A 14,566-nucleotide genomic window follows, 5' to 3' on the forward strand; every position below is an offset into this window, starting at 1 on the left:
GATAATAAATCAACTTTATTGCAACTATTTAATGTAAATTTCCACGTTTCTTAACTTAAATTTAATACATAAAAAATGACTATTCCCCATAACAGGAAATAGCCATTTTATCTATGCTCACAGCTCCATCTCTGAAATTAGATCATCTACTTTTTGGCTTAAATCAGCTGCAAATTCATCACTGATATCTTTAACGAACTTATTATTGTTATCCAGTGGAATGGGCTCTTTCGTATCAAGATATATACTGCCCTTTTCGCCGTAGTAAGTATCAGGCTGATCCTTATCTACCGCGCCCCAACCGGAAAATCTCTCTTTTGCAATCGACCTGTCCATTTTGCAGTCAATAAATACTGTCCTTGCTTCATCTCTCCAGGGGCGCCCAAGAAATACTGTTTCTCCTCTGCAGCCTTCTTCACCTCTTATTATGCAGTTTTTGAAAACAAAGCCCAGATTATCCTTGCTTCCACAGGCTGCTGTAATATAACCGTTTATGAATCTCACGCCGTCACTTTCTCTATCTTCGTTCTGACGTACATTCTTTTCTCTGTTGTTACAGACTACAGTACAATCTTCAAACACCGCATCGGCGCCCCCAAAGATAAAGTCCACATCGCCGTATATCTCGCAGTTTCTGTAAAGCTGCTTAGTAAGCTTTCTGGGTGCTAAAACTCTGGGCCCCATAAAGCCGTTCTTTTGACGTTCTGTAAGTGGCAGTGGTGCGCAGAACAGTGTGTCCTGGTGCCCTGTCATCTTAACATTTTCAAAAAGGCAATGGTCTGCATCCGCATATACTGCAAGTGCCTGTCCTCTTAAACTGCCATCCCCTGCAGTATTAGCAATTGTCATGTTCCTGACGGTAACTCTTTTACCACCAAAGAAAGCTGTGTAAGACCTAAATGTCCCTCTTTTTGAGCCATCCGGCATCACGTCAAAGGCTCCGTCATCGTAATCGATTATAGTCTCATCTATGCCTTCTCCAAGGAAAGTGATGTCACTTTTTTCGCAAAAGAGCTTTTCGTGGTATTTACCTTTTCCAATGTATATAGTGGCTTTTTCTCCGTAAGGAACCGCCTCAATTGCTTCCTGTATCGTAGAATAATCACCGTTTTCTTTTTGCACGTGTACTTCAAACATATTCTTACCTTTTCCTGCTGCTAAACTAACAGTTTTCCTGCCATGAATCATTATACACCGTCCAGAGGTCCTATAAATAACCATTTTTAGGAAGAAATAAGCAAATATTAGGTATTATCTTCACCCCCATTCATATATGATAAAAAGAAAAAGCCTTGGAGGCGTTATGAATCTTAAAACAGCTTATGAACCATATTTCAAAATAGGTGCTGCAATTTCCAGATGGAATCTTCACACCGCAGCACACACCAAGTTTCTTACTGAGCAGTTTAACAGCTTCACCTGCGAAAATGACATGAAGCCTATGTACTTCCTCGATACAGAAGAATGCAAAAAAGATCCCGAGAAATACAATCTTTCTCCGGCTCTTTGTTTTGATAATGCCATTCCTTATTTGGAATTTGCAAAAGAAAACAAGATTGCCATGCGTGGTCACACCCTTGCCTGGCATAATCAGACTCCCAAGTGGTTCTTTTGCCAGCACTATAATGAGAATTTTCCTTTTGCTGACAGAGAAACAATCCTTTCAAGACTTGAGAATTATATAAAAGGAGTTCTTGAATTTGTTCAGACTAATTACCCTGGAGTTATCTATGCCTGGGATGTTTTCAATGAGATTGTTGATGAAGGGGACTTCAGAAAATCCATATGGCTTCAGACTGTAGGCAAGGACTTCTTTATCAAAGCCTTTGAATATGCCAGAAAATATGCAGCTCCCGGAGTTGACCTTTTCTACAACGACTATGAAACAGCCCTTGTTTGGAAAAGAGATTTCATTATCGAGAACGTACTTAAGCCTCTAATGGAAAAAGGTCTGGTTGACGGTATGGGAATGCAGTCCCACCTTCTCATGGATCATCCTGATCTTGGGGAATACCGCACAGCCCTTGAAATGTACGGTGCTCTTGGACTTAAGATAAATATCACCGAGCTTGATATGCATAATGCTGATCCAAGTGATGAATCAATGCACGCTCTTGCGCAGCGTTACAAGGAAGTTTTCCAGATTTATGTGGATGCCAAGAAATCAGGAAAAGCCAATATCACCAGCGTTACCTTCTGGAATCTTCTCGATGAAAACAGCTGGCTGTCAGGCTTTAGAAGGGAAACCAGCTACCCTCTTTTATTCAAAGGAAAATGCGAAGCTAAAGAAGCCTACTATGCTGTTATGGAAGTAGTTGTTCCTAAGGAAGGCATCGATAAATGGCAGGCTGATTATCCCGAGGAAGATTACCTTTGCAAAGGAATGCCACAGCCTGAAATAAAGCGTTTCAGAGAAAACATCTGGGAAGATGGCGAATACACTTACGAAGCATCCTACGGTTTTACTCCTAACATCTTTGCATATCTTCATAACGACGACGTGGCAAGGGACTTAATGCTTGTGATCCCAGGTGGTGGCTACTGCATGTGCTGCCCTCACGAAGGCGAGCTTGCAGCCATGGAATTTTTTAACCGTGGCATGAATGCTGTAGTTCTTAGCTATACTACAGATATAACCATGTCTGTTCCGCTAAAAAAGCAGCCTCTGAAAGATATTTCCAGAGCTGTTCGCTACATAAGAAAGAACTCAGGCAAATTTGCACTTGATGGAAGGAAGCTTGTGATCATGGGCTTCTCCGCAGGTTCCCATGTATGCGGAAGTCTTGCTGTACATTTTGATGATGTTAAAGATTCTAATCCGGAATATGCAAATGTTTCAAACAGACCTGATGGAGTAATCCTCTCCTACCCTGTCATAACTTCAGGAAAGTACACTCACGAAGGTTCAATGATATCTCTTCTTGGCCATGATGCCAGCAAGGAAGATCTGGAATATTTCTCTTTGGAAAAGCAGGTTAAAGAGAATACTCCTCCCTGCTTCCTGTGGCAGACTCAGGAAGACGATGTTGTTCCTGTTGAGAACAGCTATCTCTTTGCCAATGCCCTTAGGGAAAAGAAAATTCCATTTGCCCACTATGTATTCCCAAGAGGCTCCCACGGCCTGACTGTGGCTAATGATACCTTCTTCTCAGGATGGTCCGGCGGCGAATATTCTATGGAGCAGACCATGCGTGCAGCATTTTCAGTTAAAGAAGATAAGGGAGTTAATGTTTCCGAGCAGAGGAAACAGGAACTTATCGATCAGTTCTTTGGCGGCAATGAGCAGACTCCAAACGGTATCGACATGTCACTCAAGAAGGATGTAGGACTTTGGACTGATCTCGCCTGGGCTTGGATTTCAAAACTACAATAAAACAATTTCATTATGATATAACTAAAATAGCTGTAGCATATTCATCCGACTATGCTACAGCTATTTTTTTATTATGTAATTGTATTATGGAAATTGCTAAGATATATTTACTTGATAATCATCCTCGCTATCTATGAATCAAAGTATTTTATATTTTTTGTTACACTTACTTATACGAATCAAATTATTATTGTGGCAAATAAATTTTTCCGGCTCTCTTAGCCTCTCTCATCAGTTACAAAATGCTTCACTCCGTCTACCGGGTGCAATAGCTCTTTTCTGAAGAACTCAGGATAATACTTTATTGGATCATCAACGTCTATCCAACGAAGAAATTCCTCATGCTCATCTTCTGTCATACTCATGCAAACAGGCTCAAAATCTTCCGGCACTTTCATATAATAGAAATATGACACCTCGTAAATAAGCTTTCCAAGATTTGATGCTGAATCTCCATAAAAATAGTTCTCATGAATAAAGCCCAATCTATCAACTTCCATCTTAACACCTGTTTCTTCAAAAACTTCGCGTACTACTGCTTCTTCGGACGTCTCCCCAAATTTGATACGTCCACCTACGGAATAAAGGTACTCCGGTCTGATATTATTTCCAACCATCAGTATTTTCCCGTTCTTCATAATAATCGCTCCGACACGAAGATTGATTAATCCATCCTCGCAAGGAACCGTCATGTCTTTTTTCATATCTATAGTGCACTCCTTTCTAATCCATCAAGTTCAAAATGCTCCATTAACTCATCTCCTAGTACAGTCTTACGCATTAGGGCCAAGATAGGATGTAGGAATTTCGTAGCCTCTACGCTTAATTACAAGCTTTTCAATTATAACACCAGGATCTCCTGCATAAACTCTTATAGTGTTACTTCCAGCCTGTAGCTTAACACTTGTGGTTACCTGTCGTCCTGCTGTAAGTACCCCCTGAGCCCAGTCTTCATCCTGCCATTCTGTATAGTAATGATCTGATACGCTATAGACGGTCTGCGGCTTCTCATCTCCTACTGAAACATAGAACTTTAATCTACCCCCCTTAGCATAAGGGTTTCTGGTCATCAGGAAAAAGATAATGTCGCATTCGCCTTCTTCATTGACAGAAGCATCATAAGAAACGTATGGGACAGAATTCATATCAGAAACCTTGATATCATCCCATGCCTTCATTGGAGGAAATGCTTTGATTGCAGTGCCTTCTTTTCCAAGGAAATCAATAACTTCAAAGCCCTTTCCATCAATCTTGTGGCTTTCGGAGTAATCTGCGGCGCTAATGCAGTAAAAAGGTTTCCTTGCTCCAAGTTTAAATAACAAGTCCACATAGGTCTTTTGTCCGTTGTCAAAAGAGATATCTACGCGGCCTTTAACCTCAGCACTATCAGTAAGCTCTGATAAGGATTTCTCGTTACAAGTAAAGGATACTGTCTCTCTGCATGAGTTATATTTTTCAACAGAATTCATATCTGGATTACTTATTTTGTCAGGACAAATTTCTACTCTACCACTGGTCTTATCGCAGCATACAAGACCAGATTCAAGCGTAATCTTATACTCAAATCCCACTTCGCCTCTGGTGTCTATATCAAGAAATGCGTCCAAGCTATCACATACAAGAGGAGCCATATCCTGCCAGTGAGCACCCAGATGGTATCTATCCTGGCCTCTGAAGCTCACCATTGCCTTGGCTACTGATAAAGGCGCCACTTTCACAACTGCCGGGTATGCCCATTCCCTGTCATCCCAGCTTCTAAAGCCAGTATGAGCAGAGCTAAGGCAATGATTCCACTTGCCATCCGCTATATGATGGAACTCGTCCACAAGCTTTTTATCAAGGGCAATTCTCTCTTCTATCTCATCTATAAATGTATTAGCATAAAGACTTCCTTTTCTTGCAAGGCCGTGATTCATGCCTGTTAGAATCCATGCAATTACAAGGTTAAGGGATGCTGCTGCCGCATAATATACGATACTCTCATAGGTTAAAAGAGCTTCTCCAGAGAGTTCCTCTTTAAGCTTATCAGCAGTTGCCAAAATATCCCTTGCTTCAGTAAGGATCCTCTCCCCTTCTCCAAGGTGAACAGGATGGTATATCCTCTCATTCATAGTTTCAGGAGTTCTCATGGCATTGAGTCTTGTGTAACCCTCAAGCACTTTAAAAAGGTCATCCTTCTGAGCAGAACTAATTCGACTTCCAAACTGCTGATCTATCCATTTATACACGTACTCTTTTACCTTATTAAGGCCGTTAAGTCCCCAGGTCTCATAGTCGTAGGCAAGCTCCATGAAAAAGCTAAGAGGATACTCCATTTCCTTGAGGTCACCTACATTTACTATCCACATCTTGGTAACCCCAGCCTCGTAGGCTGTTGTCATCTGCTCCCAGGTCTTGGTCAGACGGTTGCAGTTAGTCCACTCGTAGCTGATTGGAGCTCCGTGATAATCAAAGTGATAGTACATTCCATATCCACCGGGATGCTGTTTCTCAGCTTCTGTAGGAAGATTACGAAGGTTCCCATGATTATCATCACTCAAAAGAAAAATAGCGTCCTTAAGCTCATCCCAGTCTTTAAGTCCCTCACAGGTCTCATCGCCGTAGTAGTAGTCCTCTACCTCTTTATAGATAGCAAGCATTCTTGGAACAGCCTTATAATCTTCTGATATATGTTCCCTAAGGATCTCATCCTGGGCCAGTATAGCTTTTTTAACAACCTCAATGTTATCCTTCATGGTAGCATCTTCCGGAAGGAGCTTGGAATCAGCTTCTCCGCGCATACCTATAGTTATAACACTCTCAAAATCCTTATTTCTGAGTACTCCGTTTTCCCAGAATTTGGTAATAGCTTTCTCATTGGATAAAAAGCTCCAGGAATTATCATCCCCATATTCTTTGTACTGCTGCTGCCATTCATTGCCGGCTCTGAACAGTGGCTCATGATGAGATGTTCCCATGATAACGCCAAGTTCATCAGCAAGCCTAGCATTTTCTATGCCAGGGCCATCCTCTGAGAAGTTGGAATTCCACATGGCAGGCCACATATAATTGCCCTTAAGACGAAGGAGAAGCTCAAAAACCTTACGGTAGCACTTGGCATTAACGCCTCCGAACTTCTCATAAGCCCAGTTACCAAAGGCTGGCCACTCATCGTTGATGAAAAAGCCGCGGTAATATACTGATGGTTCCTTGGAAATATAAGCATCACTATCAGCGCCAATTTCTATTTCTAAAGCGTTTCTCTTCTCCGGCATAGCATCGCCAAAATACACAAGTGGTGATACTCCGCACAACTCAGATAAATGGAACATTCCATAGATTGTTCCCCTCTTGTCGCTGCCAGCAATTACCAGAATCTTCCTGCTATTTGCAGCATCTTTGCCACATGCTTGTATCTCTCCTGTCTCCTTGTCAAAAGATATATCTACAACCTTCATAAAAAAGACTTCTCTTTTACCATCAATTACTGATAAATCCACACGACCAGCCTTGGAAAGCTTGGAAAGAAGTCCACTCTTTCCCACAGTTGCTACAAAAATCACATTCTCAGATGATGCATTCTCGAAATTATCACTAACAGAAGGTTTTCTATCTGTCACAAGACAAATATCCTCTGCTACCGTCTTACCTATTTCTTTGGCGCCCTGATAAGCCTCATTTTCTATCAAAATATCTGCCATCCTGTTGCCATCATACAACAAAAACTTACTCATACCAATCTCCTTTTTTCTAATGCCTTTACTTCAAATTCTTTATATCCGATTATTTGTTAATATCATATTTTCAGTGGAAAGAGATCACTTTCTCATAGTCATACCCACGGTCAGGAGTTAAATTCTACTTTGTTATTAGGATCAATAACAGTTGTCGTAATCCCCATTTCATTACTCCTTCACATGCCTGATTTATCTCTAGATTTGCAGTAATAGATATATTTTAACTAATATGATTTTTCTTTTCTTCTCTATTCATGACATCTATTGCCTATATGTTGCAGATTAATGCAAATTGTCCTATTTCTTTATTTCTTTAAAAATACAAAAATCCGGTCTCAAAAATCGAGACCGGATTCGAAATTCAATTATTCAATTCATATTAGTTTGCAGCTACGCCATTAACATAGAGTGTGTATCCGTTAGAAACCACATTAGAAATGTCACCGTCAAAAGAAGTAACGTATGTATCTGCTGTAAGAGTCCATGTGCTGTCATCTGACAAAACCACGTTCACTTCGCCAAGTTCTGTTGATACGCTATCGCCTTTAGCATTTGTAATTTCACCTAAGAAGGTTCCTTCAAAGCTTGATCCTTTGGAAAGGTTAAGTGTAAATGTTGAATTACTACCTACAAGGATTGTTCCTTCCAGTACCTGATTTGTTGCGTTCAAAGTAGCAATATTGTCTGCTCCACTCCAACCATCATCGCATACTGATAAAAGAATATTCTCGGAATCCTTATTTGTAATCTTAACATTTTCAAGATTGATCACAGAATTTGTGTTGGTAACATGGAACACGTGACCATTCTTACTTGTAAGAGAGCCACCTGTCATATCAAAGGTTGATGTACCACTATCAGCATCTCCTGACATTGACTGATATATCATGATGGAGTCAAGGAATGTGGCATTGCCATTCATCTGCGTATTGTTAGCAGTCATATCGCAGTCGGTAAGTGTAATAGAATTCATACCTTCGATGCACACTGCTTCTGAAAGATTTGATGTGAGCGTAGCATTTGCTACAGTAATATCAGCTGTTGAATATATTGAAGGTGAACCAAGACCGTTAGTTGTGTAGGTTCCACCATCAACCGTAACTGTTCCACCTCCTCTGTCTGTTCTGATTGCTGCAGAGGACTGGCCGCTGGTCTCAACAGTAAGATTAGAAGCCTTAGTAATACCACCACCTGTTGTCATAATACCACCTGAGCCATTTCCTGTAGTTGTGATAGTACTATCAGAAATAATTACTGTTGTTCCATCGCCTTCTGCTCCGTTCTGGCCGCCATTTCCACCATATGAGAATACGCCATTTGCGCCATCAGCATCAGAAGTTATTGTTGCACCCGTGATTGTGGTAGTTGAGCCATCTTTAACCAGTACTGCAGCATTAAGTCCATAGAAGTTGCAGTTATCTCCGCCATCAGAATCACCGGTCTTACTCACTGTTGCATTTGTAATGGTAACATCATCTGATGTTGCTATCAAAAGAGCACTCTCATCTGCTGTAGTACTCTCATAGTTTTCACCATCCTGAGTATCAGCACTTGTGATCTCAACTGCACCCTTATAATCAATGTCAGCACTGCTGTTTCCGCCGCCTCCGAATCCGCCGCCCGGCGCTCCATCCGGAGCTTCGCCGTCAGGCTTTGCTGGTGGCTCGCCATCCGGTTTTTCTCCATCAGGCGCCTGACCATCCGGAGCTTCTCCCTGCATCTGACCTTCCTGCATCTCCTGTTCCTGTGCGGAAGCTAAAGTATCCTCTGATTCAACTACTGCAGTATCTTCTGTTGTGGTAGTAGAAGCGTCACCGCAAGCAGTTACAGTTGCCATTATCATAACCATTCCAATATAAGGTACTAACTTTTTAAGTTCTAATCTTTTCATTTCTAATCTCCTCTTTTTCTGTGGGATGTTTTATTCGTTGAAGTGATTATTACATCCTTACCTAAAAGGAAACTAAATAAAAAATAATCATTTATAAAAAATGACGGATCAACCATTTGGTCAATCCGCCATCTTATAATCATTTCTATATTAGCTATACAGATTCGAAATTACTCATTTCTAAAATCAACATTCTGAAGGAATGATACATATCCTCTGTATGCCTCGTAGAGGTCAGCCTTGTCAATAACTTCCCATGGTGCATGCATGTTGAGAACTGCAACACCTGAGTCGATTACGTTCATTCCGTAAAGAGCAAGAATGTAAGCGATAGTTCCGCCGCCGCCAACATCTACCTTACCAAGCTCAGCTGTCTGGAATACAATCTTATCCTTCTCAAAGGCACGTCTGATCTCAGCAATATATTCTGCATTTGCATCGTTAGAACCAGACTTACCTCTTGAGCCTGTGAACTTATTGAATACAAGTCCCTCTCCAAGGAATGCTGCATTCTTCTTCTCAAAAGCAGATGCATAAGTAGGATCAAAGCCGGCACTTACGTCTGATGAGAGCATGCAGGAATTTGCAAGGCATCTCTTAAGCGAAAGGTCATTATAGCCTTCCTTTGTAAGATTCATAAGCTCAGCTACAGCTTTCTCAAAAAACTTAGACTGCATACCAGTAGCACCTACGCTACCAATTTCCTCTTTATCAACAAGGATGCAGCAAGCTGTTCTCTTAACGTTCCCCGCTGCAAGAATAGCGCGCATTGAAGGATAAGCACATACTCTGTCATCATGTCCATAGCCAAGGATCATTGATCTGTCAAAGCCTGCATCTCTTGATTTACCGGCAGGGACAATCTCAAGCTCAGCTGAAATAAAGTCCTCTTCCTCAATACCGTAAAGGTCATTTAAAAGAGCAAGAACACCTCTGCGAACAGCACCTGAAACCTTGCCACTCTCTGCCTTTTCAGCCTTCTCAGCTGCAAGAGCATACTTCTGGCCTGCAGTAAGCTTAGGATCTGCCTTCTCAGCCTTCTCTTTTTCCTTACTCTCTACTACAAAAGGTCTGTGACCGATGATAAGATCAAGAGCCTCACCCTCGATAACCTTAGCTGCTGTCTTGGACATCTGATCAGCTGAAAGGTGAATAAGAAGATCAGAAATGAAGAATACTGGATCATCCTCATCCTCGCCCACGCTAAGCTGAACTGTTGTACCATCCTTCTTGCAAACAACACCGTGGATTGCAAGTGGCATAGCTACGAACTGATACTTCTTGATTCCGCCATAATAGTGGGTATCAAGGTAAGCAAATCCGCCATCCTCGTAAAGTGGGTTCTGCTTAACATCGATTCTTGGTGAATCAATGTGTGCTCCAAGGATATTAAGTCCCTGCTCCAAAGGTTCTGAGCCAAGCTGGAACATAACGATAGACTTATTCATCCATACGCTGTATACCTTGTCGCCCTTTTTAAGCTTGGTCTTACCTCCAATAAGAGTGTTAAGTTCCTTGTAGCCGGCAGCCTCAATTTCATTGACAATTGTATCAATTGCTTCACGCTCAGTCTTGGAGTTATCAAGGAAGTTCTTGTACTCCTCACCGAACTTATCTACAGCCTTAAGCTGAGTAGCATTGTATGTTGTCCAAACATTTTTTCTGTTCATATATAGGTACTCCTTTCATATATCTATTAAACCTGAATAAAATAGGTCAATAACTCACATATCAGTTTTAACATATTCAGATTAATAATGCTAGACAAAGTACTATATTATTTCAGCTCCATACTACCAAGGAATGCCTCGATAATTCCATCTGTAGCCATCTGTTTGTTCTCATCTTCGCTATAGATAGAAGACATTTTAATCACAAATAAACTGTCCTGTCTTGGAATGATATAGTTAACATAAACATGATCACCGTCTTTGTACGGGCCTTCGCTCATGAGTCTTGTGCATCCGGTAATATCATTGAATGGCACATCGTCAGTTCTTGTAAGCTCTGCAGATTCATCATATAAGTTTGATCTGATGTTCTTAATTGCATTTTCAATATCTGTATCATCTTCCAAGTATATTTCAATTAAAAAATCATTCCATTCTTCGCATATGATACTTGCAAAGGTTTCATCTTTATCCATTTCCATGGCACAGATCTGTCTCATGTCGAACTGGGTTGTAAAACCGGCATTGCCAACATAGTATACTATCTGATCTTCATCCCTTGTTGCCGGTGCATTTATGAGTGAAACCGGTGGCCAGCCATACTGCTGATACTGAGTGATATAGATTCCGTTTTGGTTAACGTAATCAGATAGTGCCTGTGTAAGAGATTCTTTAGAATTATCACAAGCCTGTAGATACGCATCCTTTAAGCCCTCAGCCCCAAAAATTCTATCTACAGACGGATCATAGCTGGAACCATTCTCCACATACTCCATTTCTGTCACCTTAGGAGTATCTCCCGTTGTATCGATATGAGCAAGTCCGCCATAAGCTCCGCCCATTTCGCTTTGAAGCGTTGTGTTTATAAGAGTGAATGTATAAAGCTCATTCTCACCCCATACCTTAACATCAGAAGGGTCACTATCATCAACCTTAACAACCATTGGTACGCATACCTTAAGATCTGCCTCTGTATCTCCAAATACCTCATCTATAAGATACTGGCAAACATAATCAGCGTATTCAGCATAGTCCTCTGTTCCACAGTAATGATAATCGGGAAGTGGTAAATACGGATATTCTACTTCCTCTCCGGTTGTTTCTTCATATGATACCTCAGCAGTAGCCTCCTGACTTTCCTGGCCATCAGATGACGCATTCTCAGTATCACCTGCTACTTGAAACTCACTTCCATCTTGACTTATGGCATTTTCATCTGCATTTTTCCCACAACCACCTGCAGTGAGAGTAAGGACACAAGCCGCCATTACCATTGCTACGTTCTTTTTCATACACTTCATTTCACAATCTCCTCATTTCCTCACGCTTTTTCATAACATTTCTCACAGAGATAATGTTACTCTACTTTTTGCACCAAAATTCTTAAAGTTCTCTTAAATATATGCGCATCCAAAATAAAAGAGCTCCGAAACATTACTGTTTCGAAGCCCTGTATAGGTTTCATTGTGTAATTTTCTAAAAATCAGGTTCTGATTTCAATTCCCATTGTGAAGGAAAGCTTTCTCAGCATCTTATCAACAAATCCGTTTACTACCTCAAGAGTAAGTTCCTCATCCTTAGGAGTGAATGTAATTGTAAATGCCATACTCTTCTTGGTAGGAGGAATTGGAAGCCCCTCGTAAACATCAAAGAGTTTTACATCTGTAACGTACTTGCAAGAGCCATAGATAGCTTCTTCTACTTCGCCGCAGGTTACAGTCTTATCCATAATAAGGGCAAGGTCACGCTTAACTGTAGCGAACTTTGAAAGTGGTGTGAAGGAAGGAGTCTTGCCATACCACTTCTCAAGTACAGACAGATCAATCTCGCAGATATATGCAGGTATTCTCATATCTGTATTATCCTGAATCTCATAGGTGATCTGGCCAAGGTAACCAACTTCTTCACCCTCACAGGTAATCTTTGCTGCCCTATATGGGTGCAGGAAAGGCTTCTGTGTAGGCTCATATTTGAAGCTTAAGTGAAGAGAATCTGCCACATTCTGAGCCATGCCCTTTAATGTAAAGATGTCTTCTCCTTCGCCAAAGATACCAATGCAGATAGTAGCCTTCTCATCAGGATATTCTGTAAGTGGAAGTGACTTAGGAACAAATCTGTTTCCAAGTTCGAACAGTCTTCCCTCTAAAGTTCCCTTCTTCTGGTTTCTTGCAATTGCCTGAATCATCTGTGCTGCAAGAGTTGTTCTCATAAGAGAAAGGTCCTCGTTAATAGGATTCAGAATTCTGATTGCCTTTCTCTCATCTGCATCCTCAGGGAATCTGAGAAGATCCAGATCACTTGGTGAGAAGAATGAGTAATGCATACACTCATAGGCACCCTGCGCGCAAAGAGTTCTCTTGATTCTAAGCTCAGTCTTCTGGCGGAGATTTCTTCCTCCAACGGTTACACTTGCATTCTTAAGGAATGTTGGTGTAACGTGGTCATAACCGTACATACGGATAAGCTCTTCTGCAATATCAGGATAGTCTTCCATATCCTCACGGTATGCAGGAATCTTAATTGTAAGCTCATCACCGTTAATAATAGGCTCAAAATTAAGATTTGTAAGGATTCTCTTTATCTCATTCTCAGGAACTTCGATTCCAAGAACGCCGTTTACCTTCTTGATTGAAGCCTTCATTTCTTTTTTCTCAAGGCTGTTTCCTGTATTAACATCCACATGAGTCTTGGACACCTTGCCGGCACCAAGCTGTTCAATAAGGTGAAGTGCTCTCTTCATTGCGATAACAGTTGTGTATTCGTAAACGCCCTTGGCGAAAGCAGCTGAGGAGTCAGAAGACTGACCAAGTGCTCTTGAACTCTTACGAATATTGTCACGCATGAACTTAGCAGCCTCAAAAGTAACTGTAGTTGTAGTATCACGAATTTCTGAATTAAGTCCTCCCATGATACCTGCAAGTGCTACAGGCTTAGCTCCATCACAGATTACAAGGTTATCTGTAGTAAGCTCGAACTCATTCTCATCAAGGGTTACAATCTTCTCACCCTGCTTAGCACGTCTTACAACAATCTTGTTTCCCTCAAGGAAGTTTCCGTCAAAAGCGTGCATTGGCTGGCCAAGCTCTCTCATAATATAGTTTGTAATATCAACGATATTATTGATTGAGTTATTTCCAACCATAGAAAGTCTTCTCTTCATCCAAAGAGGGCTCTCTCCAAGTTTAACGTCATATACATAGTGTCCGATATATCTTGGGCAAAGATCAGGATCTTCAACAGTTACGCTAAAGCCTTCGTTCTCTACATCTGTCTCTGTATAACTAAGATCAATCTCTTTTAATGGCTTATCAAGTGCAGCAGCCACCTCTCTAGCAAGACCGTAAATACTCTGACAGTCCGGTCTGTTTGCTGTAATTGATACATCAAAGATCCACTCATCAAGGCCGAGAATAGGCTTAACATCAGCGCCAACCTCCGTATCCTCAGGGAATACCAGAAGTCCGTTGTAGCCTGCACCGGGATACATATCCTCAGTTACACCAAGTTCAACACCTGAGCAAAGCATTCCTTCTGAATCATAGCCACGAAGCTTGCCCTTCTTGATTGTAGCAACGCCAACAACTGTTACATGATCCTTGGCTGTCTCAATTACAGTAGCTCCGTCAAGAGCAAGTGGATACTTTCCACCGGCCTGAACGTTATCTGCACCGCAGCATACCTGGAATGTACCGTGTTCACCAGCGTTTACAGTACATACATGAAGGTGTGTATCAGGAATAGCCTCGCAGGTCTCTACCTGTCCAACTACAACCTTAGAAATGTCTTTTCCCACTTCCCAGCACTCTTCAACTTCGAAACCACAGTCAAAAAGCTTTTTCTCAAGTTCCTTGGGTTCAATATCTATATCAACAAAATCTTTAAGCCAACTTAAAGGTACTAACATTTTTATCTTCCT

Annotated in this window: 8 protein-coding genes; 1 reads left to right on the forward strand and 7 read right to left on the reverse strand. The window is 41.3% G+C overall.

All coding sequences use genetic code 11. From position 1 onward, the window contains the following. Positions 1-117: 117 nt before the first annotated feature. Positions 118-1,188, reverse strand: coding sequence for a pectinesterase family protein (locus G613_RS0102280; protein WP_051151015.1), 1,071 nt, complete (start codon positions 1,186-1,188; stop codon positions 118-120). A 115-nt stretch (positions 1,189-1,303) separates the two neighbouring features. Here G613_RS0102280 and G613_RS18980 point away from each other — a divergent pair, with 115 nt between their 5' ends. Next, complete coding sequence (locus tag G613_RS18980; protein WP_196805026.1) at positions 1,304-3,373, forward strand: endo-1,4-beta-xylanase; 2,070 nt, start codon at positions 1,304-1,306, stop codon at positions 3,371-3,373. A 218-nt stretch (positions 3,374-3,591) separates the two neighbouring features. Here the strand turns inward: G613_RS18980 and G613_RS0102295 are convergent, their stop codons facing one another. The 6 genes from G613_RS0102295 to pheT form a co-directional block, all read right to left on the reverse strand. After that, positions 3,592-4,077 (reverse strand): NUDIX hydrolase, encoded by a 486-nt coding sequence (locus G613_RS0102295; protein WP_029231110.1) that lies wholly within the window; start codon positions 4,075-4,077, stop codon positions 3,592-3,594. 69 nt (positions 4,078-4,146) lie between these two features. After that, complete coding sequence (locus G613_RS0102300) at positions 4,147-7,086, reverse strand: glycosyl hydrolase 115 family protein (RefSeq protein ID WP_029231111.1); 2,940 nt, start codon at positions 7,084-7,086, stop codon at positions 4,147-4,149. A gap of 382 nt (positions 7,087-7,468) precedes the next feature. Continuing rightward, entirely contained in the window at positions 7,469-8,980 is a 1,512-nt protein-coding gene (locus G613_RS0102305) for a hypothetical protein (RefSeq protein ID WP_029231112.1), read from the reverse strand. 170 nt (positions 8,981-9,150) lie between these two features. Continuing rightward, the gene (locus G613_RS0102310; protein WP_029231113.1) at positions 9,151-10,650 is read right to left on the reverse strand and encodes an aminopeptidase; all 1,500 of its coding nucleotides are present in this window, start codon (positions 10,648-10,650) and stop codon (positions 9,151-9,153) included. A gap of 107 nt (positions 10,651-10,757) precedes the next feature. Then, positions 10,758-11,951, reverse strand: coding sequence for a hypothetical protein (locus G613_RS0102315; RefSeq protein WP_029231114.1), 1,194 nt, complete (start codon positions 11,949-11,951; stop codon positions 10,758-10,760). A gap of 182 nt (positions 11,952-12,133) precedes the next feature. Continuing rightward, positions 12,134-14,554 (reverse strand): phenylalanine--tRNA ligase subunit beta, encoded by a 2,421-nt coding sequence (gene pheT / locus G613_RS0102320; RefSeq protein ID WP_029231115.1) that lies wholly within the window; start codon positions 14,552-14,554, stop codon positions 12,134-12,136. Positions 14,555-14,566 lie beyond the last annotated feature (12 nt).

Origin of the sequence: Butyrivibrio sp. VCB2006, assembly GCF_000420945.1 — a bacterium.
Classification (GTDB): Bacteria; Bacillota; Clostridia; order Lachnospirales; family Lachnospiraceae; genus Butyrivibrio.

Bases quoted from the DNA above. Each gene is read 5' to 3' on its own strand.
- G613_RS0102280 (WP_051151015.1), bottom strand. From the start codon at position 1,188: ATGATTCATGGCAGGAAAACTGTTAGTTTAGCAGCAGGAAAAGGTAAG.
- G613_RS18980 (WP_196805026.1), top strand. From the start codon at position 1,304: ATGAATCTTAAAACAGCTTATGAACCATATTTCAAAATAGGTGCTGCA.
- G613_RS0102295 (WP_029231110.1), bottom strand. From the start codon at position 4,077: ATGAAAAAAGACATGACGGTTCCTTGCGAGGATGGATTAATCAATCTT.
- G613_RS0102300 (WP_029231111.1), bottom strand. From the start codon at position 7,086: ATGAGTAAGTTTTTGTTGTATGATGGCAACAGGATGGCAGATATTTTG.
- G613_RS0102305 (WP_029231112.1), bottom strand. From the start codon at position 8,980: ATGAAAAGATTAGAACTTAAAAAGTTAGTACCTTATATTGGAATGGTT.
- G613_RS0102310 (WP_029231113.1), bottom strand. From the start codon at position 10,650: ATGAACAGAAAAAATGTTTGGACAACATACAATGCTACTCAGCTTAAG.
- G613_RS0102315 (WP_029231114.1), bottom strand. From the start codon at position 11,951: ATGAAGTGTATGAAAAAGAACGTAGCAATGGTAATGGCGGCTTGTGTC.
- pheT (WP_029231115.1), bottom strand. From the start codon at position 14,554: ATGTTAGTACCTTTAAGTTGGCTTAAAGATTTTGTTGATATAGATATT.